Consider the following 25,351-nt stretch of genomic DNA (forward strand, 5'->3'; position numbering starts at 1 on the left):
CTGCTGTCGGTCCTGCGAGGGGCGGGTGCGGCGTCACCGCCAGGCGCTGCGGCGCAGCAGTCGGAGCCCGTTCAGCGCGACGATCACCGTGGAGCCCTCGTGGCCGGCGACCGCCAGCGGCAGGGGGAGTGTCGCGATCAGATCCCAGGTCACCAGGACGGTGATGAAGGTGCCCGCGATGATCAGATTCGCGACCACGTAGCGGTGCGCGCGGCGCGAGAGGGCGATCACCTTCGGGATCACGGTCAGATCGTCCCGGATGATCACCGCGTCGGCGGTGTCCAAGGCGAGGTCGGATCCGTGGCGGCCCATCGCGACGCCCGTGCTCGCCGAGGCGAGGGCGGGCGCGTCGTTGACGCCGTCGCCGACGAGCAGGACCGGGATGCCGCGCTCCTCGAGCTCGCGCACCGTCGCGGCCTTGTCGGCGGGCAGCAGCCGTGCGCGCACCTCGGCGATGCCGGTGCGGCCGGCGATGTCCGCGGCCGTGCGCTCGTTGTCCCCGGTCAGCAGATGCACGGGCTCGCTCGTCAGCGCGGCGGTCTGCGCGACGGCGCTCGCCGCGTCCGGGCGCAGGGCGTCCTCGAGCGTCACCGTGCCCACCGTCGCCCCGTCGACGACGACGTCCACGACCGTCCCCAGGATCTCCGGATGCTCCGCCGACTGCACGACGCGCACCGGCACTCCGTCGACGACACCCTCGACGCCCCGGCCGGGCAGCGCCCGGAAGTCCGCGGCGGGAGGGACGCCCGGTCCGGCCGCGCGGACGAGCGCCCGCCCGAGAGGGTGCTCGCTGTGCTGCTCGACGGCCGCGGCCCAGCGCAGTACCTCCGCCTCCGTGATGCCGGGGGCGGGCGAGATGCGGCGGACGACGGGCGCGCCCTCGGTGAGGGTGCCCGTCTTGTCGAACGCGACGAGACGGGTTCTGCCGAGGCGCTCCATGACGGTCGCCGACTTCACGAGCACGCCGTGACGGCCCGCGTTCGCGATCGCGGCGAGCAGCGGAGGCATCGTCGACAGCACCACCGCGCAGGGGGAGGCGACGATCATGAAGGTGATCGCCCGCAGCAGCGCGTCGCGGAAGTCGTCGCCCAGCGCCAGCGGCAGTGCGAAGACGAGCAGCGTCGCCGCGACCACGCCGAGGGAGTAGCGCTGCTCCACCTTCTCGATGAACATCTGCCGCGACGACTTCGTCTCGGACGCCTCCGCCACCAGCGTCACCACGCGGGCGATCACGGAGTCGCCCGCCGCGCGCTCGATCCGGACCGAGAGGGCGCCCGTGCCGTTCACGGTTCCCGACAGCACCGGATCACCGGGACCCCGGCGCACCGGCACCGATTCTCCGGTCATGGCGGCCTGGTCGACCTCGCTGACCCCGTCGACCACGACACCGTCGCCGCCGATCCGCTCGCCCGGGCGCACGAGGATCAGGTCGCCGACGACGAGCTGCGCGGTGGGGACGGTCTCGACGTCGTCGCCGTCGTCCGTCCGGAGCAGCCGGGTCGCCCGCTCCGGCGCGAGCGTGAGCAGGCTCGACACCGAGTCGGCCGTGCGCTGGGTCACGAGGGCCTCGAGCGCGCCGCTGGTCGCGAAGATCACGATGAGCAGCGCTCCGTCGAACACCTGGCCGATGGAGGCGGCCGCGATCGCGGCGACGATCATCAGCAGATCGACGTCGAGCACCTTCTCGCGGAGTGCGGTGAGACCGGCCCACGCCGGCTCCCATCCGCCCGCGATGTAGCAGGCGAGGTACAGCGTCCACCACACCGGCGCCGGGAGCCCTGCCAGCTGCAGCGGCCAGGCGACGAGGAACAGCAGCAGCGCGAGGGCCGCCCAGCGCACCTCCGGGAGTCGCACGCCGGTGACGAGGATCGACGGCGGCTTCGCGAGCACGCGACCGCCCTCGCGCACGCGGGCCTCGGTGACCGCGCTCATACGGGGACCTCCGCGCGGTGGTGGTGGTGCGTGCCGGCCGGAGCGTGCTCGACCTGGAGGACGGCGCCGCGCACGGGCCGCACCCGGGTCGGGTAGGGGAGCAGTGCGGACACCGCGCCGGCCGGCCCCGCGTGGACGCTCCGAGACGAGCAGGCCCCTGTCCGCGTATCTACATACATGCGCAGATTCTCGCACGGAGTCACGGCGACGGGCAGTGTCGCCGGGGGCACGGCAAGGGCCCCGCGAGTGGGGGGACTCGAGCGGGGCCCAGGGCCCGCGAGGGGAACGCGATGCCGTCCATGAGTGTATGCGCAGGAAGCGGGGCTCGGCGAGGAGGACGGCCGTCACGCGCCCTCTGCGAGTCGTCGCGTTCCGGGCTTCAGGCGCGAGTCGGAGCCCGATCCGCGTCCTCTCGCGGGCGGCGGCTACGAGGGAGGGACGCGTTCCGGGGTCTGCAGGGGAGTCGGACCCCGTTCCGCATCGGATCGCAGAGGGCCACCCGTGCGCGGCGGTGTCACCCGTCCGCGCTCCGCGCCCTCAGACGAGGATCGCCAGTGCCGTCGAGGCGATCCCGAGCACGACACCCGCCGCGACGAGGATCAGCCCGGTGAACCGCAGGGCCCGCACCGCGTCGCTCCAGCGGTGCACGCGGATCCGCTCCGGATCCTCCTCGCGGTAGTACACCTCGCGCTGATCGGACTCGAGCGGAGCGAGAGGATCGTCGGCGACGAGGGGTCGCGACCGCACCTCGCCGGCGCGCGACACCCAATGCAGGGCGCGGGGCGGTCCCTCCTCGAGGTACGCGGTGGTCGGCCACCAGCGGCCGTCGACCAGCAGCGCGACGAAGGCCGCGAGCAGGAACAGCACGCCGAGGGGGAGTGCGACGAGGGAGAGCGCCTCGAGGATCGTCTCCAGCATGCGCCGCCTCTCCGTCCCGGTCCGATCTCGAGGGTACCGAGGGCGCGGGGGTCCTGGCCGGGAAGTCGTCGGCCCGGCTGTCAGTGCTGGTGCTCGTCCTCCCAGCGAGGGAACGGGTCGTCGAGGGAGTCCCAGAGCGCGGGCCCGGCGAGGAGCTCGTCCGAGGTGAGCAGGCAGCCGTGCAGCACGCGGTCCAGCTCGCCGACGTCGAGGTCGCAGCCGAAGAACACGAGCTCCTGCCCGAGGGGCGCGTCGGCGTCCCAGCTGCGGATCGACGTCGGATCGAGGGCCAGGACGTCGCCGGCGATCGACCAGGACGCCACGCGGTCGGCGCGGCTCGCCAAGCGCGCGAGGCCGCGCGAGCGGAGGATCCGCCCGACCCGCGAGGCGACGAAGTCGGAGGAGACGGCGGCGTTCAGCCGCTCGGGGTGGAAGGGCAGGGGGTCGCGGAAGACGTGGGTGGTCACCGATCCCGTCTCCGTCGCAGCGACGCCGCGGAGCGCGCGCTGCCAGCCGAGGTCCGACGCCAGGCGGTGCGCACGCTGCGGCGTGAGGATCGCGCGCCGCCGGCGGTACTGGTCGAGCTCGTCGACCCGGAGGACGTCGGCCCCCGGCGACAGCGCCGCGAGGAGGTCGCGGGCCTGCGCGGCTGCGTCTCCGTTCGTTCCGCGGTCGTCGGTGAGGACCACGAGGGTCGCGAACTCGAGCCTGCCCGCGAGCGTCTCGGCCGCGTCCCACTCGTGCGGGCTCTGCGGAGTGCGCTCGCCGGAGGGGGTGCCGAGCAGCACTCGGGACACCTCCGCGACCGAGGTGACCGCGACCACGTCGAGGACGCCGATCCGGGTGTCGCCCGGGTGCCTCCTCCGCAGGAGGTGCTCGAGGACGAGGGCGACCTCCATCGGGTCGGCCGCCGGGTCGAGTGCGACGACCGTCACTCCGCTCTCGCCGTCATCGGCCTGTCGAGCGAGCTCGGCGGCGAGCCCGACGGCGAACTCGCCGCTGTCGGACTCCGGGACATCGAGCACGAAGCTCTCGACGGCCGCCGCACCGGACAGCCGTTTCGCGATCCTCGCGCTGTCGTGGGCGTCGGAGGCGCTGACCAGCGTCACGGCGAGGGCGGGCGGGCGGTGCGTCGGGAACGAGGACTCCATGGTCCGCTACTCTAACGAGAATTGTTATCAATAAGACAGGAGTACTCGTGAAGGTCCGCAACTCACTGAAGTCGATGAAGGGCATGCCGGGATCGCAGATCGTGCGCCGCCGCGGTCGGGTCTTCGTCATCAACAAGCTGAACCCGCGATTCAAGGCCCGCCAGGGCTGAGGCCGGGAACGACGAAGGGCGCCGTCCCGGTCGGACGGCGCCCTTCGTGCAGGACGGCTCAGTGCTCGTCGTAGTGCCCGGCGTGAGCGGCGTGCTTGTGACCGTCGTGCACGAAGTCGACGTGGTCGTCGTGCGGGACGCTCTCGTGACCGCAGGAGTCGCCGTGCTCGTGGTCCGCGGCGGAGTGCTCGGCCTCGGCCTCGTGCTCGTCGTAGTGGTCGCCGTGCAGGGCGTGGTGGTGGGTGCCGTGCGCGTAGTCGATGTGATCGCCGTGCTGAACGGCCTGGTGGCCGCAGGAGTCGCCGTGCCGGTGCTCGGTGACGGCGTGCTCGGCGTGGATCTCGGTGGTGCTCATGGTGCGGCCTCTCGTGCTGTCGATGACGTGGTCGACGCCGGATCGGGGCACGGCGTCTCCGATCACCTCACCAGATGCATAAACAAATTGCAATACATCTGCACAGTTGAGACCGATGATCATGATCGTCTCGGTGGGCGGGTCTCGATACGCCGCTGCGCGGCTACTCGACCAGCAGGGGTCCCGCTGTGCGGCTACTCGACCAGTAGGGGTCCCCCTGTGCGTGCTACTCGACGAGCAGGGGTCGCCCCTGCGGGGCTGCTCGACCCGCGAGGGGGCACACCTTGCTGATCGAGTAGCCCGCGCAGCGGGCGTATCGAGATCCCCGGATCGAGACTCCTCAACCCTCCAGGGCGTGCCGGACGGCGTCGTCGACGATGTGCGTGACGTGCGTGTCGGCGACGGAGTAGTGCGCCTCCCGACCGATCCGCTCGACCGCGACGAGCCCCGCCGACCGCAGGGTGCGCAGGTGCTGCGACACCAGTGGCTGCGAGAGCCCGGTCCGCTCGGCGAGGCCCCCCCACCGTCGACCGCTCCCTCTCCAGCTCGCGCAGCAGGCGCAGACGGGAGGCCGAGGACAGCACCTTGAACAGCTCGGCGGCCGGCTCCAGATCCTCTGCCATGTGCTCATACAAGCAGACGTGCAGGGGTCGCGCGGTCACTGCGGTCAGCCGCCCTCACTGCCGCGACGCGAGTGGCTCGTCCGCCGGCGAGTGGCCGCTCCCGCCCCGCGACGCCGCGGCACGTGCGTGCCGGAGGTAGCGGTCCGCGACCGCGTTCCTGCGGCGGTCGAGGCGCCCGCTCGGGGTCTCGACGAGATCGTGGAGGCCCATCGTGAGGAGGTGGTCGGCGCGCGGTGCGCTGGTGTGGCGCCACGTCCACTCGTACATGTCGAAGAGGGGCCACCAGGTGTAGCCGACGACGTCCGTGCCTTCCTCCCGCAGCTCGTGCAGTGCGGCGACGGACTCGTCGAGCCAGGTGATCCGCTCGTCCACCGACCCGGTGACGCAGGTTTCGGTCAGCATCACCGGGGCGCCGTACCGCTCGGCCCAGGTGCGCAGGACCTCCTTCAGTCCCTCCGCGCCGGCGTCCTTGTAGGGGCGCGGATCAGCGAAGCCGCCGCTGTGGTGCACGCCCGGCTCGAACACCTCCGTCGAGTGCAGGGGGTAGTAGTTGACTCCCATGACGTCGGGGTGGACCGGGTTCGAGCGGAACCAGTCGAGCAGGGCGTCGTCCACACCGCCCTGCTCGAGGTGGCGGAGGAGCGGGTGCTGCGGCCCGACGCCGCCCGTCACGAGGTCCTCGACGAGGAAGACCTGATGGCGCAGACGCGCGACGGTGTCACGGTGCTCGGGTGAGGACACCGCACCGGAGTAGCGGACTCCCGCGTCGACGTGCACGAACGTCGCGCGGGATCCGAGGGTCGTCGCAATCGCGCGCTGCGTCTTGACGAAGCCCTGCGCGAGCGCGGAGGCGATCCTCGCCATGCCGGTCGCGCCGGAGAGGTACGGGGGCCAGTACGCGTACTCGCCCGAGAACAGGGCGTGGATCACGGGCTCGTTGACGGGGGTGTAGTCCGTCGCGAGGTCGCCGTAGCGCTCGGCGAAGCGCTGCGCGTATTCGGCGACGTGGTCCGGGTAGTCCGGGTGGGCGAACTGGTCCTCGAGCCACAGCGGGGTGCCGTAGTGGAGCAGGTCGATCACCGGACGCAGGCCGAGCTCGGCGAAGCGGTCGAGCGCTCCGTCGACCCAGTTCCAGTCCCACCGGCCGCGCTCGGCGGCGACCCTGTGCCAGGGCACTCCCCAGCGCACGAACTCCGCACCGACCTCGGCGGCGAGCCGCAGGTCGGTCGGGTACTGCTCGTAGTGCTGCGTCAGCTCGTACTCGTCGATCGGCCGCTCCCCGGGCCGTGCCTGCGGGACGAAGGTGTCCTCGATGCCGAGTCCGAAGTGCAGGGTGCCGTCGGCGTACCAGGTCATGGGGTCCTCGTCGTGGGTCGGAGGGCGGAGTCGGGGCGCGCGTCGGTCACTTCAGTCCCGAGCTCGCGACGCTCTCGATGAAGCGCCGTTGCACGAGCAGGAACATCACTGCGAGCGGCAGCACGGCGATGAGCGCGCCGGCCATCATCACGCCCTGCGGGATGATGCCGCCCGGTCCGGTCAGCAGGGTCAGTCCGGAGGTGATGGTGCCCATCTCGCTGTCGGTGGTGAAGACGAGCGGCCACAGCAGGTCGTTCCAGTTGTTGACGAACGTGAAGATGCCGAGCGTCAGCAGCGCCGGGACGGCGTTCGGGAGCACCACGCTGCGGAAGATCCGCCACTCACCCGCTCCGTCGATCCGGGCGGCGTTGTCGAGGTCGCGGGGGAGCGACAGGAAGAACTGGCGCAGGAAGAAGATGCCGAACGCGTCGGCGGCGCGCGGCGCGATCAGTCCGGCGAACGTGTTCACCCAGCCGAGGTCCGAGACCAGCTGGTAGATGGGGATCAGGGTGGCCTGGAAGGGGATCATCAGGCTGGCGATGATCGCGATCAGCAGGATCCTCGATCCGCGGAAGTCGATCCGGGCGAGGGCGTACGCCGCGAGCGAGTCGAAGACGAGGGCGAACGCGGTGACGCCGCCCGCGAAGAGGACGCTGTTGCCGATGAGTCGGGCGAACGGCAGCTCGGAGAAGATCGTGCGGAAGTTGTCGAGGGTCCACGCCGAGGGGGCGAGCGTCGGCGGGAACGCGTTGACCTCGGCGACCGGTTTGAAGGCGGTCAGGACGATGACGATGATCGGCAGCAGGATCACGAGGGTCGCGACGAGCAGGCCGGCGAAGCAGAGCAGCCCGACCGGGCCGACGCGCCGGGTCCTCGTGACGGGGCGGCTCGGAGCGCTCGCCCGCACGGCGGTGGCGGTGGTCATGAGGCGGTGTCCTCTCCTCGGCGTCCGAAGAAGACGAACTGGATCAGGCTGAGCAGCAGGGTGACGACGAGCAGGACGTAGGAGAGCGCCGACGCGAAGCCGAGCTCGAGGTCCTTGAAGCCGGACTGGTAGATCTCCATCACGATCGTCTGGGTGCTGCGGTACGGGCCGCCTCCGGTGAGGACGTAGATCTGGTCGAAGGCCTGCAGGGCGGCGATGAGCGCGACGACGGCGACGAAGGCCAGCGTGTTCGACAGCATCGGGAAGGTCACCTGGGTGAAGCGCTTCCACGCTCCCGCGCCGTCGAGCTGCGCGGCCTCGTACAAGTTCTTCGGGATGTCCTGGAGGCCGGCGAGGAAGATCACCATGTAGAAGCCGAACGTCTTCCACACGGCGACGAGCACGACGGTGGGCATGGCGAGCACCGGATCCTGGAGGACGTCGCCCAGTCGCACTCCGACCACCTGCAGCCAGTAGTTGAGCAGTCCGATCTGCGGATCGAGCAGGTAGGACCAGGCGAACGCGGCGACCGCGAGCGAGACGATGAACGGGAAGAACAGCGCGGTGCGGAAGAACCCGCGGAACGGCAGCTGCTCGGCGTTCACCGCGAGGGCGAGGAGCAGCGCCACGCCGATCGCGATCGGGGTGAAGAGGACGGCGTACAGAGCGGTGTTGCCCATCGCCTGCACGATCGAGGGGTCGGTGAAGACCCGGGCGTAGTTGTCGAGGCCGACGAACTCCGCGCTGCCGAAGCCGCTCGCGTCGGTGAACGAGAGCTGGAGAGCCGACAGCATGGGCCACGCGACGAAGGCCGCCAGCACGATCAGGGCCGGGGCGAGGAACCCGGCGACGACCAGCCGCCGACGCAGGTTCCCGGCGAGCCGAGTGCGGCCGCCGAGCGGTGCCGGCGGACGGTAGCGGCGTCGGCGGTCGAGCTGGTGGGTGGTCATGGGGTCTCCGTGTCCGGGGATCGGGCTCGTGCAGGGTCCGCCGGTCGGGATCGTCCGGCGTGGGGGAGGCGCGGCGGCGCTCGGGCGGGTCCGCCGCCGCACCTCGGTGGGCCTACTCGGCGAGCGCGCTCTCGGCGGCCTTCTGGGCGGCGGCCAGCAGCTCCTGCGGGTCGCCGCCGGCGAGGGCCTTCTGCGTGGCCTCGTCCATCGCGGACAGCACGTCGGTGCTGTTGACGACGCCCGGCAGCAGGGCGCGGCTGGTCGGCGCGATCTCGGTCAGGCTCGCGACCACCGGGTTCTCGGCGACGTCCTCGGCGCTGACGTCGGTGCGCAGGGCCGGCCAGCCGGATCCGAGCGACCAGGCGGTGGCCACCTCCCTGGTGTTGAAGTAGGCGAAGAACTGCTCGGCCGCCTCGATCTCGGCGTCGGAGCTCTGCGAAGTGACGGCCATCGACACTCCGATGGCCGACGCTGCCTGCTCGACGGGGCCCGCGGGGATGGCGGCGATGCCGTAGTCGATGCCCGCGTCAGTGGCGAGGCTCGCCATCCAGGGGCCGCCGATGTGCATGACGGCCTTGCCCGACGTGAACAGCTCGTCGGCGGCGATGCCGTCCAGGCCGGTGGGCGAGATCCTGTCCTCGGTCACCGCGTTCGACCAGTACTCGAGGGTCGCGACGTTCTCGGGCGAGTCGAGCACGGCGTCCGTCCCGTCCTCGGAGGTGACGGAGCCGCCTCCGCCCTCGAAGAGGCTCGGCCAGACTCCGTTCCCCACCGTGGAGTGGTCGGGGAGCGCCAGGCCGTACTGCTCAGGCGTGCCGTCGCCGTTCTCGTCCACGGTCGTCCTCTTCGCGACGTCGACCCATTCGTCCCAGGTCGTGGGGAACGCGGTGACTCCGGCGGCGGCGAGCTTCGCCTTGTCGTAGAAGACCGAGAGCGGCACGAAGCCGGTGGGCACGCCGAACTTCTCGCCCTCGACCGTCTCCATCGCGACGGCCTCGGGGTTGAGGTCGGCGGTGTTGCTGTCCTCGGCGCTGTAGAAGTCCTCGAGCCCGACGAGCGCCTTCTTCGAGGCGTAGACGGGGAGCCGCTCGGCGGGCATCGCCACGATCTGCGGCCCGCTGTCGGCCGAGAGGGCGGGGAGGAGCGTGTCGTCGATGACCGCCCACGTCTTCGTCTCGGTCGAGATCGTGACGTCGTTCTGCGAGGCGTTGAAGTCCTCGACGATCGAGTCCAGGACCTCGCCGTCGGCTTCGGTGTAGCCGTGCCAGAACGTGAGCGACACGGGGCCGGAGCTGTCCGCGCCCGTCTCGCTCGAGCATCCGGCGAGGGCGCCGAGGGCCAGGAGGGGGACCGCTGCGGCGGCCGTCAGCTTCTTCACTGAGCACCTGCAATCTGCACGCGACATCGCTGGCGTCGTGCGTCGGGAGAGGAGAGGCATCGAGTTTACATCGATGTAAATCTGAACCTAGATCAGGGGAGCCTCCCTGTCAACAGGGCCGACGCGCCGGGTCAGGAGGCGGGCGATCCCGTCGTGGACTCGCGCAGGAGGAGAGAGAAGCCGAGCTGCTCGACGACCGGCTCGGTCGCGCTCTCGCCCGTGATCCGGCCGAGCAGGAGCTCGACCGCGCGGCGGGCGAGGAGCGTGCGGTGCGCAGACACGGTGGAGAGCCGCGGTGTGGAGTGCCGGCTGTCCTCGATGTCGTCGAAGCCGATCACGGCGACGTCCTCGGGCACGCGCAGCCCCGTCCGCTGCAGCGCGCCCATGGCGCCGAGTGCGAGGGCGTCGTTGCAGCAGACGATCGCGTCGATCGGACTCGTGAGGCCGAGCAGGTGCTCCACCGCCTGGGCCCCCTCCGTCCGGTGCCACAGCGGCGCGCCGACGATCAGATCGGGGTCGAGCGCGAGGCCCGCCGCGGCCAGCGCCTCGAGGTGGCCCTGGAGTCGCAGCGCCCCAGTACCCGTGGCGCCCTCGTGCGCCGCGCCGAGGAACGCGATCCGGCGACGACCGAGTCCGATCAGGTGCTCCGTCGCCGCGGCGACGGCCTCCACGTCGGGGAGCACCAGGTGGTCGGCCCGACTCTCGACGCGCTGATCGCCCAGGACCACGAGCGGGTACTCCGCGTCGAGCCGGGTGACGTCTCCGAGAGCGACGGCGGACGGGCTGTAGATCAGGCCCGCGATCGCGTGGCGCTTCATCGAGGCGACGACGGCGATCTCGTCGCTGTCCGAGACGTCCGTCTGCTCGATGAGGACCGTGTAGCCCCGCTCGCGGGCCGCGGTGATGACGGCGTCGGCGAGCTCGGCGAAGTACGGCTGGCTCAGCTCGGGAACGGCCAGGCCGAGCACTGTCGTCCGCCCCGATCGCAGCGCCTGCGCGGAGACGTTGATCTCGTAGTCGAGCTCGTCGACCGCGGCCATCACGCGCACGCGCATGCGCTCGGAGACGTGCACGTACCCCGACAGGACGTTCGACACCGTCTTCGTCGACACGCCGGCCAGGCGCGCCACGTCCTGCATCGTCGTCGCTCGCGGCATGCCCCTAATCTCCCACGTCCCCCGCGCATCCCCGCACGCGGGCGCGGTGCGGGATGCGCGGCGTCAGCTCGGGGGCTCGAGCACCCCGTCCACCAGCCGCACCACGCGGTCGGCGAGGGCGATCACGGCCGGATCGTGCGAGACGCACGCCACCGCGACTCCGCGCTCGGCCTCCGCGCGCAGGATCGCGCGGATCCGCTCGGCGCTCGCCGCATCCAGCCCGGTCGTCGGCTCGTCGAGCAGGAGCAGGTCGGCGCCCCGGGCCAGGCCCTGCGCGAGGAGCGTCCGCTGCCGTTGTCCGCCGGAGAGCACGGCGAACGGCTCGGCGGCGAGCGGGGTCATCCCGAGCCGCTCCATCGCGGCGACGACCGCGGCGCGCGACTCCGCTCCGATCGGCCGCCAACGGCCGGCACGGCCCCAGACACCGATGGTCACGACGTCGCGCACGGTGACGGGCAGGCGGTCCGGGACGGCGGTGCGCTGGGGGACGAAGGCGATCGCGGAGGGGGCGCTGCGGGTGCCCCTGGAAGGTGCTCGGGTGCCGGCGACGACCTCCAGCAGCGTCGTCTTCCCCGCTCCGTTCGGCCCGGCGATCACGGTGAGGGAGCCGACCGGCAGATCGAGATCGAGGCTCGCCAGCGCCGTGCGCTCGCCGAAGTCGACGCCGATCCCTCGGAGGCTCACGAGGGCGACGGGGTGCAGAACGCTGGGGGACACCTGCTCGACGGTAGCAGGTTGATAACCGTTCTCATTATCAGCTACGGTCGGGCACCATGCCTTCCTTCCTCCTCGGGATCCTCGAGCCGTTCGCGCTCGACTTCCTCCAACGCGCCCTCCTCGGAGGAGCGCTGGTCGCCGTCCTGTGCGGCGTCGTGGGGACCTGGGTGGTCCTCCGCGGCATGGCGTTCCTGGGCGAGGCGCTCGCCCACGGCATGCTCCCCGGCGTCGCACTGGCGACGGTGCTCGGGGCGCCCGTGCTGGTCGGCGGGGCGGCGAGCGCGGTGGCGATGAGCCTCGGCATCGCGGCCCTGCAGCGGCGGGGCCGGCTGTCGTACGACACGAGCATCGGCATGCTCTTCGTCTCGATGCTCGCGCTGGGCGTCATCATCATCAGCCACTCGGGCAGCTTCGCCACCGACGCCACGTCGATCCTGTTCGGCGACATCCTCGCCATCGCGCCCCTCGACATCACGCTCCTCGCCGTGGCGACCGGAGCGGGTCTCCTCGTCGCCGCGGTCTTCCACCGCTCGCTGGTGGCGCTCGCGCTGGATCACCGGATCGCGTCCGTCCTCGGACTCGGGCCGCGCTCCGCTCAGGCCGCGCTCGTCGGGCTCGTGACGCTGGCGGTGGTCGCGTCGTACCAGGCCGTCGGCTCGCTCCTGGTCGTGGGCCTGCTCCTGGCGCCCGCGGTCGCCGCGGGGCACTGGACCACCCGCATCCCGACCCGGATGGTGCTCGCCGCCGTGCTCGGCGTGCTCTCCGTCCTCCTCGGCCTCCTCGTCTCGTGGCACGCGGCGACGGCCGCGGGAGCGTCGGTCGCCGCGACGGCGATCGCGGTCTCGGGGCTGTCCTGGGCGCTCCGCGCGGCCACTGCGCCGCGGCGCTCCCGTGCCGTCGCGGTCCCCGCCTGACCGCTCGCCCTTACTCCGCCCTCTCGAAAGGACCCCGTGCGCTCCCGCTCCACCCTCCTCCTCGGCGCCCTAGCCCTGGGCCTCACCGCCTGCTCGACCGACGCCGCCGCTCCGCCCGCCGACGCCTCCGGTGACGGGCACGGCGCGGTCTCCGGAGCCGCCGAGCTCTCGGAGCCGCGCCTCGGCCTCACCTGGATCGACCCGGCAGGAGCCGTCTCGCACCTCGATCTGCTCGACGAGACCGTCGCCGAGCTCGGCGCCATCGGCGAGCCCACGGCGATGACGACCGACGGGCGCTACCTCTTCGCGCAGACCGCGGACGGCGTCGAGATCGTCGACAGCGGCGTCTGGACCTGGGATCACGTCGACCACTTCCACTACTACCGCGCCGACCCGCGGATCCTCGGCACGGTCGAGGGGGAGGGGGAGGCGGTCGTCGCCACGACGAACCTCTCGACCTCCGGCGGCACCGGTCTCTACTTCCCCGACTCGGGCGAGGCCGTGCTGCTCGACACCGAGGCGCTGTCGACGGGGGAGATCAGGGAGTCGTTCCGCCTCGACGCCGAGCAGGGCGCCGGGATGGTCGTGCCGGTCGGATCCTTCGCTCTGGTCACCGAGGGCGGCGGGACCGTCGCCGGGTACACCGCCGACGGCGAGCCCACCGGTCTCGTCGAGGACTGCCCGCAGCCGGCGGGGACGATCACCACCCGCGTCGGCGCCGTCGTCGGCTGCGCGGACGGCTCTCTGCTCGCCACCGTCGAGGGCGAGGAGCTGAACATCGAGCGGATCCCGTATCCCGCCGGAGCCACCGCGCCCGCCGCCACGAGCTTCGCGAACCGCGAGGGCCGGCCCACCGTCGCCGGACTCGCCGGCACCGAGGGGATCTGGCTGCTCGACACCCGGGCCCGCTCGTGGACCCTGCTCCCGGCTCCGTCGCCCCTCGTGCAGGCCACCGCGGTCGACGACGAGGACGACCACGTGCTCGCGCTCGCCGAGGACGGCCGCGTGCTCGTGCTCGACGGAGCGGACGGAGCGGTGCTGTCGCAGACGGAGCCGCTCGTGGCGGAGTCGCTCGCCGCGGGTCTCGCACCGGCCCTCGTCGCCGACCAGCAGCGCGCCTACCTCAGCGCGCCCGCCGAGAAGGCGCTGCACGAGATCGACTACGCGGACGGCGCCCGCCTCGCGCGCTCGTTCGGCACGGCGACCGAGCCGGCCTTCACCGCCGAGACGGGACGATGACCGTGCGACGACTCCGCCTCTCCGTCGCCGCCGCGGTCCTGCTCGCCCTGTCGGGCTGCTCCGCCGCGGCCGACGACCGCCCCCTGGTGATCGTCTCGACCAACATCCTCGGCGACGTCGTCGAGCGGCTCGTCGGCGACGAGGCCGAGGTCGTGACGCTGATGAAGCCGGACGCCGACCCGCACTCCTTCGAGATCTCGGCGCAGGAGGCCGCGCGGCTGCGCTCGGCCGACCTCGTCGTCTCGAACGGCCTGGGCCTGGAGGAGGGACTGCAGCAGCACCTCGACGCCGCGGCCGACGAGGACGTCGCGGCCTTCGTCGCCGGCGACGCGATCGAGGTGCTCGACTACCGCTCCGGCGACGCCGAGGGTAGCCCCGACTCGCACTTCTGGACCGATCCCGCGCGCATGATCGACGTCGTCGACGCGCTCGAGCCCGTGCTGGCAGCTCTCGACGGAGCGGACCCCGCGGCGATCGAGCGGAGCACCGCCGGGTACCGCACCGAGCTCGAGGCGCTCGACGCCGAGATGACGGCGGCGTTCGCGGCGATCCCGTCCGAGCGCCGTGCCCTCGTCACCAACCACCACGTCTTCGGCTACCTCGCCGACCGCTTCGACTTCGCCGTCGTCGGCGCGGTCATCCCCGGAGGAACGACCCTCGCCGCCCCGTCCGCCTCCGACCTCGCCGATCTGGTCGAGGCCGTCGAGGAGACCGGCGTCCCCACGATCTTCGCGGAGTCCTCGTCTCCCGACCGCCTCGTCCAGGCGCTCGCGAGCGAAGCCGACCTCCGCGTCGAGGTCGTCGAGCTGTTCACGGAGTCCCTCACCGGACCCGAGGGCGGCGCCCCCGACTACCTCGCCATGATGCGCGTCAACACGCAGCGCATCGCCGCCGGACTCTCGCCCTGAGCGTCCACGACCACCACCAGGAGAACGACATCACCATGCGCACCTTCCGACGCGCCGGCCTCGGCCTGCTCGCCCTCGGCACGATCGCGACCCTCGCGGCCTGCTCCTCGAGCGGAGCCCCCGCGGCCGATCCGACCGCCGACTCCACCCCGACCGCCTCGGCCACCCGCGTCGCCGTCGCCTACGAGGGCGGCGTCCTCGTCCTCGACGGAGAGACGCTCGAGACCGTGGCCGACCTGGACTCCGAGGAGTTCACCCGGCTCAACCCTGCCGGCGACGGCCGGCACGTCATGGTCACCATGAGCGAGGGCTTCCAACTCCTCGACACCGCCGCGGGCGCCGACGGCGAGCCCGAGCTCACCGACGTCGTCTTCCCGGCCGACACCCCCGGCCACGTCGTCCGCCACGGCGGCAAGACGATCCTCTACGCCGACGGCACGAGCGACACCACGATCATCGAGACCGCCGACCTGGCCTCCTCCGAGGGCGTGCCCGAGGTCGAGACCATCGCGGGCGTCGAGGCGCACCACGGTGTGTCGATCGTCCTCGAGGACGGCACCTTCCTCACCACGGTCGGCACCGCCGACGGACGCACCGGCATCGAGGTGCGCGACGCCTCCGGCGCCGTGGTGGCCACGAACGACCAGTGCCCCGGCGTGCACGGCGAGGGCACGGCCGAGGGCGAGGCCGTCGTCTTCGGCTGCGAGAACGGCGCCCTCGTCTACGACGACGGCGCGATCACCAAGCTCGAGGCGCCCGACCAGCCCTACGGCCGCATGGGCAACGCGTGGGTCAGCGAGACCAGCCCGATCGTCGTCGGCGACTACAAGGACGACCAGGACGCCGAGGGCTACCTCCTGCACCGCCTCGCCCTGATCGACACCGCGGCGAAGTCCCTCGACGTCGTCGACCTCCCCGAGGGCGTCGAGTACACCTTCCGCGGCGTCGCCCGCGGGCCGGAGGACCTCGCGTACCTGATCGGCTCCGACGGCGCGGTCCACGTCATCGATCCCGAGACCGGAGCGATCACCGACTCGTACCCCGTCATCGACGCGTGGGAGAGCCCGGTCGAGTGGCAGGACCCGCACCCCGCCATCACCGTCGCGGGCGACCTCGCCTACGTCACCGACCCGGCGGCGAACAGCATCCACGCTCTCGACCTGACCACCGGAGAGGTCGTCTCCAGCGCCGAGCTGGGCGTCACCCCGAACGAGATCGCGGTCGCCGCGAGCTGACGCACGGTCGAGGCGGAGGGCGCGGGGCAGGGGGCTCCGCGCCCTCCATCGTCCCCGGGCGGAGTCGCGGCCTGCCGCGAGCGGACGCGTTCCGGGGTCTGCTCGGGCGGCGGGCCCCGGTAAGGGTCCCGTGACAGCGCTCTCCGGAACCCCCTGGCGCCGCCGCCCGCGATGTGAGGGGATGGACGCCGGTGCACGTCGACGTCCCCCGCCTCCCGCGGCCGGATCGCGCACCTCCCTCAACGAAAGGTCGGGTCAGCCGTGCCGCTCAGCGTTCTGTTCATCGGAGGAACGGGCATCATCAGCTCGGAGGGCGTGCGCCGCGCGCTCGAGACAGGGCTCGAGGTGACCGTGCTCAACCGCGGGCGCACCTCGCTCCGTCCGCTCCCGGAGGGGGTCCGCACCCTCACCGCCGACATCCGCGATCCCGGCAGCGTGCGCGAGGCGCTCGGCGACGAGCACTTCGACGCCGTGATCGAGTTCGCGGCCTTCACTCCCGAGCACGTGCAGCAGGACATCGACCTGTTCACCGGCCGCACCGCCCAGTACGTGTTCATCAGCTCGGCCTCGGCCTATCAGAAGCCCCCGGCGCGGCTGCCGGTGACGGAGTCGACTCCGCTGCGGAACCCCTACTGGTCGTACTCGCAGGACAAGATCGCCTGCGAGGACCTGCTCGTCGCCGAGTACCGGCGCACCGGCTTCCCGGTGACGATCGTGCGCCCCTCGCACACCTACGACCGCACGGCGCTGCCGGTCGACGGAGGCTGGACCGTGATCGACCGGATGCGTCGCGGCCTCGAGGTGGTCGTCCCGGGCGACGGCACCTCGCTCTGGACCCTGACCCACAGCCGCGACGTCGCGGTCGGACTCGTCGGCCTGCTCGGCGCGACGGCGGCGATCGGCGAGGCGTTCCACATCACGGGCGACGAGACCCCCACGTGGGACCGCATCCACCGGGACCTCGCGGCGGCGGCCGGGACCGAGGCGCGGATCGTGCACGTCCCGTCCGACGCGATCGCTGCGGCCGATCCCGAGCTCGGCGCCGGGATCATCGGCGACAAGGCGCACTCCATGGTCTTCGACAACGCGAAGATCCGCGCTCTCGTGCCCGCGTACTCGCCCTCCGTCCGCTTCAGCGACGGCGCCCGCGAGATCGTCGAGTGGTACGACGCCGACGCGTCCCGCCGGGTCGTCGACGAGCGGATGAACATCCTGTTCGACACGCTGATCGAGCGGCACCGGCCCCGCCCGCTCTAGGGCGGTTCCCTGACGGGGGCGCTGCAGCGCGTGCGGCGCCCCCGTCAGGGGGGCCTGAGCCTCCTCCCGCCGAAGCGCGGACACGATGTCTGCCAGAGTCGGAGGGCATTCCCCGGCGGGCAGCGGCCGGGGTCCCAGCGGAGAGGCGCCGACACGTGACGCAGAGTGCCCCGATCGATCGAGCCGCGGTGCGGGAGCGCATCCGGCTCGCGGCCCTCGACGATCTCAGGATCGTCGGCACCGGGCCCGAGGAGCGGTTCGATCGCGTGACGCGGATGGCGAAGGAGCTGTTCGGAGTGCCGATCGCCGAGATCAACTTCATCGACCAGGACCACCAGTTCACGAAGTCGCCGCAGCGGCCGGGCGGCTCGCGCCTCACTCCGCGGGCGGACTCGTTCTGCGACGTGGTCGTGCAGCAGTCCGACATCGTCGTGGTCCAGGACGCGCTCGAGGACCCGGTCTTCGCCCACCGCGGGTCGGTCACCGGCCCGCCGCACGTGCGCTTCTACGCCGGCCGCCCGTTGAGCGTCGCCGAGGGCGCCCGCGTGGGCACCATCTGCCTCGTCGACACGGAGCCGCGCGATCTCAGCGTCGAGGACCAGGACCTGCTCGACGAGCTCGGCCTGTGGGTCGAGCGCGAGCTGATCCACTTCCGCGCCGTCGACCGCGCCGCCTGGACGCAGCAGCAGATGTTGCCCGCTCCGCTCGAGCACGGCCGCGGCTTCTCCTTCTCCGGATTCACGAGGCCGCACTCCGACGTCGCCGGCGACTACTTCGCCGTCTCGGCGACCGAGGGGCGCGTCGACGCGACCCTCGCGGACGTCATGGGCAAGGGCTACTCCGCCGCTCTCGTCGCAGCGGCCGTCCGGTCCGCCTTCCAGGCGCGACCCGGCTGGGAGCCGGAGGCGGCCGTGGCGGCGGTCAACGAGCAGCTGCTCGCCGATCTCTCGGCCACAGGCACCTTCGCGACCCTGTTCCACGCGAGCGTCGACACGGCGACCGGCGAGATCCGATACGCCGACGCCGGCCACGGCCTCACCGCGGTTCTTCGCGCCGACGGCTCCGTCGAGCGGCTGACCTCCTCCGACTTCCCGATCGGCATCGGCGAGGGCATCTGCTGGGAGGCCCGCACGACGACGCTGCTGCCCGGCGAGGTCCTCGTCTCGTGCTCCGACGGGGCACTCGACCTCTACGACGGCACGCTGTCGGCGCTGGACGACCTGGCGGACCTCGTCCGCCGCTGCGCCGACGACGGCGCCCTCTTCACCGAGCTCTCGGACCTCATCGCCGAGATCTCCCCCGACGACGACGTCACGGTGCTGGTCGTCCGCCGCGACCAGGAGAACGGAGCAGGACGCTGATGCTGTCCCTCACCTACGTGAGCACCGCGACCGCGGAGCTCGACGAGTCGGCCCTCGCCGCGCTGCTGCGGCAGAGCCGCGAGAACAACGAGCGCTGCGGGCTCACCGGCATGCTCCTCTTCAAGTCCGGCCGCTTCATGCAGGTCCTCGAGGGCGACGAGGAGCAGGTGCGCGAGCGGTACCGGGTCATCGAGGCCGACGAGCGGCACACCGATGTGCAGCGGCTGCTGAGCGAGACGATCGAGGCCCGGCGGTTCCCGCAGTGGTCGATGGGCTTCCCGACGCCCGAGGACGCCGAGCTGCGCGCCGCTCCCGGGTACGACGACTTCTTCGCGGCGCCGCTACGGCGCCGCACCCGGTGGGAGGAGCCGTCGCGCGCGCAGCTGCTCCTGGACTGGTTCCGCCACCGGGCGTGACTCGCGGCGCTTCCGGGTGCCCCTGTTCCTCCCGTCGATCCGTCGTGAACGGCTTGCCGCAGCGGAGTCGCACCGCGATACGCGACGGATGAGCGCGGCCTCTCGACCGTTCGTGACCGATCGGCGCGGCCTCGCGACGGTTCGTGACGGATCGGCGCGGCCGCACCGCCGTTCGTGGCGGATCGGCACGGATCGGCGCGGATCAGGACTCGATCGGCTCCGCGTTGCGCTCGTCGGCGAGGTTCAGCCCGCCCGCGCTGTTCGCCGCGAGGACCAGGTGCTCGATCCAGTCCCGGTTGATGCTCGGGGAGCGGCTGCTCGCGTACTCGAAGTGGATCGGCACGCCGTTGTCCATCCACAGCGCGTGCCGGCCCTCGATCGACTCGAGCTCCGGCCGCCACGAGACGAAGAACGCCTCGCTGCGCCGCAGCTTGACGCCGATCACGACCTGCAGGTGGAAGAGGGCGCGGTCCTCGAGGGTGAACGACTCGGTGCCGTAGTGCAGGTGGCCCATGATCTCTCCTGTGCGGCCGTGATGCGGCGGCCTCGGCACACCCTAGGGGCGCGACGGCCTGCGCCGCACGCGCGCCGGAAACACGGCGAGAGAGCGCGACCACGCACGCCGGAGCGGCTCAGTCCGTGTCGTCGTCGGATCGGGACCCGGTGCTCCCCGCGCCCTTCGACCACTCCGTCCCCAGGGCGACGAACGTGAGGGCGATGACCGCGAACGGCAGCGCGGTCAGCCAGTTGTCCAGCGTGATGCCGAGGGCGACCGCGAGTCCGAGGAAGGCGACCGCGACGCCGAGGTAGGTCTGCTTCTCCCCGGTCGATGAGCTCATCCTCCGACGGTAGCCCGGGGTCGGGGGCGGCACCTCCGTCGGGCGGCGGATCCCGCGCAGAGTCCTCGGCCGAACGGCGGAGGGGTGCCGATCGAGCGCGGATCGGACCGCCGACCCGGCCCCGGACCGCGCCTCGGGATCGGACCCCCGACCAGCCTCGATCAGCCGCGGATCAGGACCAGGACCAGGAGGCGAGCACCGACTCGGCGAGGTCCTCGCGGTCGTCGTCCTCGACGGTGGGGCTGAAGGAGAAGGTCACGACGTAGGTCTGCTCGTTCTGCGTCAGGTAGTACTGCTCGATGCTGTACGACGCGCCCTGCGCGGTCAGCGCGGCGCTGAGGTGCGCAGACTCCGCCCCGGCGACCTGGACGCGGTCGCGGACCTCGACGTCGGTCGCTCCGGCGCCCTCGAGCTCGTCGGCTCCGGCTCCCTCGACCTGCTCCGGAGTGACGGCGCCGGCCGGGCTGAGGACGACGTTGACGTTGTCCGAGAAGCCGTCGGTGTCGGTGAGGTCGGCGGCGAGTGTGTCGGCGCCGATCGTCGACGGATCGGTGTCGGGCACGTCCCAGCCCTCGGGCACCGAGTAGAGGTAGCCGTCGCCCGCGATCTCGACACCGGCGGCCGGGGCGGCGTCGAGCTCGTCGACGTCGGAGCCGGAGTCCGACCCTCCCATCGAGGTGCAGCCGGTCAGGAGGAGGGCGAGGGCGACGGTCGCGCCGAGGCGCTGGGAGCGGGACATTCCTCCACCGTAGGGCGACGGACGCGCGCCGCGAGGCCGGACCGGTCCTGCCTGCGAGACCCCGTGCGGGGGGTGAGCCGCACTCGCGCGACCACCGGTCGGACCCGCCGCCGGCTCGGGCTCAGTTCAGCCGCTCCGACAGGTGGACGACCACCTCGTCGCCCAGCTCCTTGCCGAGCTTCTTCCGCAGGCCCGCGCTGATCGACAGCATGTGGCCCCCGGATCCGGTGGGCAGCAGTCCCGCGGTGAGCGGCAGGGCGTCGACCGTGGCCACGACGCGCACGGCCTTGCCCGTGCCGAGCAGGGCGACCGAGTCGGGGATCTCGACGCACGACCACAGGTCGCCCTTCACCGTCACTCCGATCGGGGCCGTGAAGGTGAGGTCGAGGGGGCCGGGGCCGGTGCTCACGGGACTCCTGCTTCGTCGGGGCGGATTCTGATCGGGAGCCTACCGAGCGGCTCCCGATCGCGCTCAGCCTCGAGCCTCCGTGTCGCCGCCGCCACCGGGAAGGTCACGCCGGTGAGCTCCTCCGAGACCGTCCACAGGCGCTGCTGCACAGCGAGGTCGTGGGAGTCGGGGCTGGAGGAGACGGGGACGGGGAAGCCGCGGACCTCGCCGCGGCCGCCCGGTCCGAAGTACTGGCCGCCGAGGACGCCCGGGTCGGTGGCGGCGCGCAGCGTCGGCAGGGCGCCCCGCGCCGCGGGCTGGGTGAGCACCGGAGCGAGCGCGCTGATCGGGAGGCGCAGCGCGGCAGGCGTGTGCCGGGCGAGCTCGGTGTTCGACACTCCGGGGTGCGCTGCCGCCGCGATCGTGCCGCCGAGCGGGGCGAGCCGACGCTGCAGCTCGTAGGTGAACATCAGGTTGGCGAGCTTGGCCTGGCCGTACGCGGCGACGCCGCTGTACGAGCGCTCCCACTGCAGGTCGTCGAAGCGGATCGCGGCGCGGATGCGGTGTCCCACGCTGCTGACGGTGACGACGCGGGAGCCGTGGACGGGCAGCAGGTTCTCGAGCAGGAGCCCGGTGAGCGCGAAGTGACCGAGGTGATTGGTGCCGAACTGCAGCTCGAAGCCGTCGCTCGTCGTCCGCTTCGGCGTGTACATGACTCCGGCGTTGTTGAGGAGGAGGTCGATGCGCGGGTGAGCCGCGCGCAGGTCGTCCGCCGCCGCCCGGATCGAGGCGAGGGACGTCAGGTCGAGCGCCTGCACCCGCACGTCTCCGGTGATGCGGGAGGCCGCCGCCGCGCCCTTCTCGACGTCGCGGACGGCCAGGACCACCGTCGCTCCGCGCTCGGCGAGCATCCGGGCGGTCTCGAAGCCCAGTCCGGTGTTGGCGCCGGTGACGACCGCCACCCGCCCGCTCTGGTCGGGGATCTGCTGCTCGGTCCAGTCGTGACTCATGTCGCTCCTCCAGTACTGCCGGTCTCTTGTTCTTCCGACCGTAAGAGACCGCCGGTCCGCTGTCAAGGGACCGGTGGTCTGCAATTAGACTCGCGGGGTGACTTTCCAGCGTGCGCGGAGCGAGGAGCAGCGGCGGATCCGCCGCGAGGCGATCCTCGAGACCGCGGCCGCGATGCTCGACGAGATGCCCGTGGCCGCGGTGAGCCTCAACGAGCTCAGCCGCCGGGTGGGCCTCGCGAAGTCGAACGTGCTCCGCTACTTCGAGTCGCGCGAGGCCGTGCTGCTCGAACTGCTCGACGGCTTCCTCGGGCAGTGGCTCGTCGCGCTCGAGCAGGAGCTGGCCACGGGCATCGCCGCCGACGACGCACCCGAGTCCCGCGCTCGCGCCCTGGCCGCGATCCTCAGCGGCTCGCTCGCCGACCGGGTGGTGCTCTGCGACCTCTTCGGCGCGCAGGGCGGTGTGCTCGAGCACAACGTGTCGATCGAGGCGGTGAAGCGGCACAAGCGCTCCTCCCGGGAGAGGCTCGCGACCCTGACCGGGCTCGTCCTCCGCCACGTGCCCGAGCTCGGCGACGGCGCGGAAGCGTTCTGCCTGATGAGCCTCGTGACGGCCGGCGCCGTGTCGTCCTACGTCCCGCCTCCGGCCGTTCTCGTCGCGGCGTACGCCGACGAGCCCGAGCTCGGCGTGCTGCACCTCGATCTGCGCACCGCGCTCGAGACGGCGTTCACCGCCTCCCTGGTCGGGGTGCTGCCGCGCGCGTGAGCGCCGGGTCCGATCTCCCGGAGGGCGGGGCGCCCGGGTCTTGCCCCTCCGGGCGGGTCGGACGAGGATCGAGCACGCCACGAGGAAGGGGTGCGCCATGTCGGAGCCGGTACCGCACGAGGCGCTGCACAAGGACGGCAGCATCCGGGGCCGCGGCTGGATGCTCGACGACGAGCTGCACGGGCACTGGGAGTGGTTCCGCCTCGACGGCACGCTGATGCGCAGCGGCGCCTTCGACCGGGGCCGGCAGGTCGGCGTCTGGACGACGTACGACCGCTCCGGGGCCCCGCACAAGGAGACGCGCTTCGGCGAGTGAGGGCCCTCGTGGCCCGGTGCGCGAGGATCGGGGGATGGTTGCGCAGCGAGGACTCCCCGACGGACGTGCCGACGGAGTGTGGTGCCGATTGGGGGAGCCGCGCACGACGGCGCGGATCGCGCTCGCTGGAGCCGACTGGCTCTGCCTCGATGGGCAGCACGGCGCGTTCGACGACGCGGCCGTCGTCGCGACGATGCAGGCGCTCGCCGCGCTTCCCGACCGCCCGCCGGTCGCCGTCCGCGTCGCGGGGCTCTCGGACACCCTGATCGGCCGGGCGCTCGACTCCGGCGCCGACGTCGTGATCGTGCCGATGGTCGAGACGGCGGACGACGCCCGCGCGGCCGCCGCCGCCGCGCACTACCCGCCGGCCGGGCGCCGCAGCTGGGGGCCGATGGCCGAGCTCTGGGGCGGGGAGGTCCCCTCGACGGCCGACGCGCGAGCGGAGCTGTGGGTCATGATCGAGACCCGCGCGGGCCTGGGGGAGGTCGAGCGGATCCTCGCGGTGCCGGGGGTCGCGGGCGTCTTCGTGGGGCCGTTCGACCTCGCGATCGGGCTCGGAGTGGAGCTCGACGGCCTCCTCGCCGCCGACGCCCCCGGGGATCCGCTGCCGACGATCGTCGCCGCCGCCCGCCGCGCGGGGAGGAGCACCGGTGCGTTCGCGGGGGATCCGGTGCGTGCGGAGCGGCTCCGCTCGCTCGGATTCGACCGGGTCGCGGTCGCCACGGACCTCTCACTCATCGCCCGGGGCGCCGCCGCGGTGCTCGGAACCGGGGCCTCGGACCCCTCCGCCTACTGAGGCCACCGCTGGAGCGACCACCGCAGACCGGTGAAGGCCGCGCCCGCCACCACGACGTGGACCAGCACGAGGGCGATCGCGTCGGGCTCGACGAACTCGACCGTCCACCCCGACGGCGCCCACGGCATGCCGCCGAGCAGGGTGCGCGTGACGGTGAGCTGCGTCGCGTGGAACGCGATCGCGACGAGCAGCGGCCCCTCGACCGGCAGCCGCCGGGCCGCGACGAGCGCCAGCCCGAACAGCACCAGCTGCAGCACGTAGGCGATCGGATCGCTCCCCGACGGGATCGGTGACGGCGCAGCGGCCGTCCCTCCCAGCAGTGTCGTCACGGCCCACTCCACCGGGCCGATCACGAGCACGAGCAGCGGGAAGAGGGCGGTCGTGGCCGCGGTCGCCACGACGAGCCCCCACCCGTCGCGGAGGTCCGTCCACATCGAGCCGCGCAGCGCGAGCTCTTCGGGCAGGGCCTCGTACAGCGTGATCACCAGGCCGTTCAGCAGCAGGAATCCGGCGAAGGCGAGCGGATCGACGGCCTCGACGCGGATCCAGCCGGCCACTGCCGCGGGCAGCCAGACCGCGAGACCCGATGCGACGCCCACTGCGGCACCGAGCGCGAGCGGGCGGAGCGCGTGCCGGGACAGCCCGAGTCCCATGAGGCTCCGACGGTCGCTCCGACGGCCGCTCCGGCGCCGCAGCAGCAGCACGATCGCGGGCACCACGAGGGCCGACGTCAGCACCGCCTGGATCGACACCACGGCGAGGCGCGGGAGGCCGAGGGCCTGGTCGAGCGCGGTGGCGGTGCCGATCGCGGCGCCGAGTCCCGCTCCGAGGATCAGCCAGGCGAGGAGCGCCCGGAGGAGCGATCGCGTCCGCCACACGGGACGGCGGGCGGGGGCGGTGCGGGCGGTGCTCATTCGGGCGGTGCCCGTACGGGCGGCGTTCATGCCGCGGATCGCTCGGGACGGGTCCCGCTGGGCGCCCGTCTCGGCCAGACCGTGTAGCCGACCGCCGTGATCAGCTCGATCGCCACCACGAGCAGCAGGATCGGGAACACGCCGTCGAGCGCCTCCGTCCGAGCCGGGTCGTCCGCGATCCAGCGCAGGAGCAGCACGGCGCCGGCGGCGATCGCGGCGGCGAGCGTGGTGCGGAGGAGGTCCTTCCAGCACGACACGGCGTACTCGGCGCCGACGAGCTTCCGGGGTGCGGGGCCTCCGGCGAAGCGATGGGCGAAGCGGACGTCGGCGGCGCGGACGAGCGCGTGGCCGTAGGCGATCGAGAAGCCGAGGTAGAGGGCCGCGAGCGAGTGCGCGAAGGAGGCCGTCGCTCCGCTCCGCAGGTCGATCGCCGTGGCGGTCAGCAGCACCAGGTCGACGACCGGTGTCAGGGCGAGCAGCGCGGCGCCGGTGCGGCGCCACCGCAGGACGTAGCGCGCGAGGAGCCCGAGAGCGATGACCACCCAGAAGCCGATCTCGCAGGCGATGACGACGGCCAGGACCATGATTCCCCCTCTTCGAATAGCACAGGCGTGCTACTCCGGA

At 72.5% G+C, this 25,351-nt stretch carries 29 protein-coding genes; 11 read left to right on the top strand and 18 right to left on the bottom strand.

Annotated features, from left to right (window positions below; genetic code table 11):
- Positions 1 to 33 precede the first annotated feature (33 nt).
- The 3 genes from AC0CID_RS13905 to AC0CID_RS13915 all read right to left on the bottom strand — a co-directional run bounded on the left by AC0CID_RS13905 (position 34) and on the right by AC0CID_RS13915 (position 4,001).
- Complete coding sequence (locus AC0CID_RS13905; protein ID WP_465227250.1) at positions 34 to 1,932, bottom strand: heavy metal translocating P-type ATPase; 1,899 nt, start codon at positions 1,930 to 1,932, stop codon at positions 34 to 36.
- 537 nt (positions 1,933 to 2,469) lie between these two features.
- The gene (locus tag AC0CID_RS13910) at positions 2,470 to 2,850 is read right to left on the bottom strand and encodes a hypothetical protein (RefSeq protein ID WP_207404117.1); all 381 of its coding nucleotides are present in this window, start codon (positions 2,848 to 2,850) and stop codon (positions 2,470 to 2,472) included.
- Between the two features lie 80 nt (positions 2,851 to 2,930).
- Entirely contained in the window at positions 2,931 to 4,001 is a 1,071-nt protein-coding gene (locus tag AC0CID_RS13915; protein WP_465227251.1) for a GTP-binding protein, read from the bottom strand.
- Positions 4,002 to 4,048: 47 nt separating this feature from the next.
- Between AC0CID_RS13915 and ykgO the strand changes: the two genes are divergently transcribed.
- Positions 4,049 to 4,171, top strand: coding sequence for a type B 50S ribosomal protein L36 (gene ykgO / locus AC0CID_RS13920; protein WP_207404127.1), 123 nt, complete (start codon positions 4,049 to 4,051; stop codon positions 4,169 to 4,171).
- 58 nt (positions 4,172 to 4,229) lie between these two features.
- Here the strand turns inward: ykgO and AC0CID_RS13925 are convergent, their stop codons facing one another.
- From AC0CID_RS13925 to aztA, 8 genes are all read right to left on the bottom strand, one after another.
- Positions 4,230 to 4,526 (bottom strand): hypothetical protein, encoded by a 297-nt coding sequence (locus AC0CID_RS13925; RefSeq protein WP_465227252.1) that lies wholly within the window; start codon positions 4,524 to 4,526, stop codon positions 4,230 to 4,232.
- 340 nt (positions 4,527 to 4,866) lie between these two features.
- Positions 4,867 to 5,007 (bottom strand): ArsR/SmtB family transcription factor, encoded by a 141-nt coding sequence (locus AC0CID_RS13930; RefSeq protein ID WP_465227253.1) that lies wholly within the window; start codon positions 5,005 to 5,007, stop codon positions 4,867 to 4,869.
- Positions 5,008 to 5,203: 196 nt separating this feature from the next.
- Positions 5,204 to 6,505: a family 1 glycosylhydrolase gene (locus tag AC0CID_RS13935; protein ID WP_465227254.1), complete on the bottom strand. Its 1,302-nt coding sequence runs from the start codon at positions 6,503 to 6,505 to the stop codon at positions 5,204 to 5,206.
- A gap of 46 nt (positions 6,506 to 6,551) precedes the next feature.
- Positions 6,552 to 7,430 carry a carbohydrate ABC transporter permease gene (locus tag AC0CID_RS13940; protein WP_251948112.1) on the bottom strand — a complete coding sequence of 293 codons (879 nt, stop codon included), beginning with the start codon at positions 7,428 to 7,430 and terminating at the stop codon, positions 6,552 to 6,554.
- Entirely contained in the window at positions 7,427 to 8,380 is a 954-nt protein-coding gene (locus tag AC0CID_RS13945; RefSeq protein ID WP_465227255.1) for a carbohydrate ABC transporter permease, read from the bottom strand. Before AC0CID_RS13945 ends, AC0CID_RS13940 begins: the two co-directional genes overlap by 4 nt.
- A gap of 112 nt (positions 8,381 to 8,492) precedes the next feature.
- Positions 8,493 to 9,758: an ABC transporter substrate-binding protein gene (locus AC0CID_RS13950; protein ID WP_465227256.1), complete on the bottom strand. Its 1,266-nt coding sequence runs from the start codon at positions 9,756 to 9,758 to the stop codon at positions 8,493 to 8,495.
- 131 nt (positions 9,759 to 9,889) lie between these two features.
- Positions 9,890 to 10,915, bottom strand: a complete 1,026-nt coding sequence (locus AC0CID_RS13955) for a LacI family DNA-binding transcriptional regulator (RefSeq protein ID WP_465227257.1) — start codon at positions 10,913 to 10,915, stop codon at positions 9,890 to 9,892.
- 63 nt (positions 10,916 to 10,978) lie between these two features.
- Positions 10,979 to 11,632 carry a zinc ABC transporter ATP-binding protein AztA gene (aztA, locus tag AC0CID_RS13960; RefSeq protein WP_465227258.1) on the bottom strand — a complete coding sequence of 218 codons (654 nt, stop codon included), beginning with the start codon at positions 11,630 to 11,632 and terminating at the stop codon, positions 10,979 to 10,981.
- A 56-nt stretch (positions 11,633 to 11,688) separates the two neighbouring features.
- Here aztA and aztB point away from each other — a divergent pair, with 56 nt between their 5' ends.
- From aztB to AC0CID_RS13995, 7 genes are all read left to right on the top strand, one after another.
- Entirely contained in the window at positions 11,689 to 12,546 is an 858-nt protein-coding gene (aztB, locus tag AC0CID_RS13965; protein ID WP_465227259.1) for a zinc ABC transporter permease AztB, read from the top strand.
- A 36-nt stretch (positions 12,547 to 12,582) separates the two neighbouring features.
- On the top strand, positions 12,583 to 13,785 hold the full coding sequence (locus AC0CID_RS13970; protein WP_465227260.1) for an ABC transporter: 1,203 nt from the start codon (positions 12,583 to 12,585) through the stop codon (positions 13,783 to 13,785).
- The gene (gene aztC, locus AC0CID_RS13975; protein WP_465227261.1) at positions 13,782 to 14,693 is read left to right on the top strand and encodes a zinc ABC transporter substrate-binding protein AztC; all 912 of its coding nucleotides are present in this window, start codon (positions 13,782 to 13,784) and stop codon (positions 14,691 to 14,693) included. The genes AC0CID_RS13970 and aztC overlap by 4 nt, the downstream gene beginning before the upstream one ends.
- A 35-nt stretch (positions 14,694 to 14,728) precedes the next feature.
- Positions 14,729 to 15,928, top strand: a complete 1,200-nt coding sequence (aztD, locus tag AC0CID_RS13980; protein WP_465227262.1) for a zinc metallochaperone AztD — start codon at positions 14,729 to 14,731, stop codon at positions 15,926 to 15,928.
- A 261-nt stretch (positions 15,929 to 16,189) separates the two neighbouring features.
- Positions 16,190 to 17,185, top strand: a complete 996-nt coding sequence (locus AC0CID_RS13985; protein ID WP_465227263.1) for an SDR family oxidoreductase — start codon at positions 16,190 to 16,192, stop codon at positions 17,183 to 17,185.
- Between the two features lie 155 nt (positions 17,186 to 17,340).
- The gene (locus AC0CID_RS13990; RefSeq protein WP_465227264.1) at positions 17,341 to 18,546 is read left to right on the top strand and encodes a PP2C family protein-serine/threonine phosphatase; all 1,206 of its coding nucleotides are present in this window, start codon (positions 17,341 to 17,343) and stop codon (positions 18,544 to 18,546) included.
- Positions 18,546 to 18,962 carry a BLUF domain-containing protein gene (locus tag AC0CID_RS13995; RefSeq protein ID WP_465227265.1) on the top strand — a complete coding sequence of 139 codons (417 nt, stop codon included), beginning with the start codon at positions 18,546 to 18,548 and terminating at the stop codon, positions 18,960 to 18,962. The genes AC0CID_RS13990 and AC0CID_RS13995 overlap by 1 nt, the downstream gene beginning before the upstream one ends.
- A 202-nt stretch (positions 18,963 to 19,164) precedes the next feature.
- On the opposite strand, the gene AC0CID_RS14000 is transcribed toward AC0CID_RS13995, so the two are convergent.
- The 5 genes from AC0CID_RS14000 to AC0CID_RS14020 all read right to left on the bottom strand — a co-directional run bounded on the left by AC0CID_RS14000 (position 19,165) and on the right by AC0CID_RS14020 (position 21,938).
- Positions 19,165 to 19,476: a DUF7882 family protein gene (locus AC0CID_RS14000; protein WP_207404155.1), complete on the bottom strand. Its 312-nt coding sequence runs from the start codon at positions 19,474 to 19,476 to the stop codon at positions 19,165 to 19,167.
- A gap of 118 nt (positions 19,477 to 19,594) precedes the next feature.
- Positions 19,595 to 19,801 carry a hypothetical protein gene (locus tag AC0CID_RS14005; protein ID WP_465227266.1) on the bottom strand — a complete coding sequence of 69 codons (207 nt, stop codon included), beginning with the start codon at positions 19,799 to 19,801 and terminating at the stop codon, positions 19,595 to 19,597.
- 172 nt (positions 19,802 to 19,973) lie between these two features.
- Positions 19,974 to 20,540 (bottom strand): hypothetical protein, encoded by a 567-nt coding sequence (locus tag AC0CID_RS14010; RefSeq protein WP_465227267.1) that lies wholly within the window; start codon positions 20,538 to 20,540, stop codon positions 19,974 to 19,976.
- Between the two features lie 121 nt (positions 20,541 to 20,661).
- Positions 20,662 to 20,949, bottom strand: a complete 288-nt coding sequence (locus AC0CID_RS14015) for a DUF1905 domain-containing protein (RefSeq protein ID WP_207404161.1) — start codon at positions 20,947 to 20,949, stop codon at positions 20,662 to 20,664.
- A complete protein-coding gene (locus AC0CID_RS14020; protein ID WP_465227268.1) occupies positions 20,946 to 21,938 on the bottom strand; it encodes an SDR family NAD(P)-dependent oxidoreductase in 993 nt (330 codons plus the stop codon). The genes AC0CID_RS14015 and AC0CID_RS14020 overlap by 4 nt, the downstream gene beginning before the upstream one ends.
- A gap of 97 nt (positions 21,939 to 22,035) precedes the next feature.
- Between AC0CID_RS14020 and AC0CID_RS14025 the strand changes: the two genes are divergently transcribed.
- The 3 genes from AC0CID_RS14025 (at position 22,036) to AC0CID_RS14035 (ending at position 23,813) form a co-directional block, all read left to right on the top strand.
- Positions 22,036 to 22,701, top strand: a complete 666-nt coding sequence (locus tag AC0CID_RS14025) for a TetR/AcrR family transcriptional regulator (protein ID WP_465227269.1) — start codon at positions 22,036 to 22,038, stop codon at positions 22,699 to 22,701.
- A 97-nt stretch (positions 22,702 to 22,798) separates the two neighbouring features.
- Positions 22,799 to 23,017 (top strand): toxin-antitoxin system YwqK family antitoxin, encoded by a 219-nt coding sequence (locus AC0CID_RS14030; protein WP_465227270.1) that lies wholly within the window; start codon positions 22,799 to 22,801, stop codon positions 23,015 to 23,017.
- A gap of 34 nt (positions 23,018 to 23,051) precedes the next feature.
- Complete coding sequence (locus AC0CID_RS14035; RefSeq protein ID WP_465227271.1) at positions 23,052 to 23,813, top strand: HpcH/HpaI aldolase family protein; 762 nt, start codon at positions 23,052 to 23,054, stop codon at positions 23,811 to 23,813.
- Here AC0CID_RS14035 and AC0CID_RS14040 read toward each other — a convergent pair.
- Positions 23,807 to 24,757, bottom strand: coding sequence for a CPBP family glutamic-type intramembrane protease (locus AC0CID_RS14040; protein ID WP_465227272.1), 951 nt, complete (start codon positions 24,755 to 24,757; stop codon positions 23,807 to 23,809). The two genes, AC0CID_RS14035 and AC0CID_RS14040, sit on opposite strands and share 7 nt — an antisense overlap.
- The gene (locus AC0CID_RS14045) at positions 24,754 to 25,311 is read right to left on the bottom strand and encodes a hypothetical protein (RefSeq protein WP_465227273.1); all 558 of its coding nucleotides are present in this window, start codon (positions 25,309 to 25,311) and stop codon (positions 24,754 to 24,756) included. The genes AC0CID_RS14040 and AC0CID_RS14045 overlap by 4 nt, the downstream gene beginning before the upstream one ends.
- Positions 25,312 to 25,351 lie beyond the last annotated feature (40 nt).

It is taken from the genome of Rathayibacter sp. AC451, from assembly GCF_979253095.1.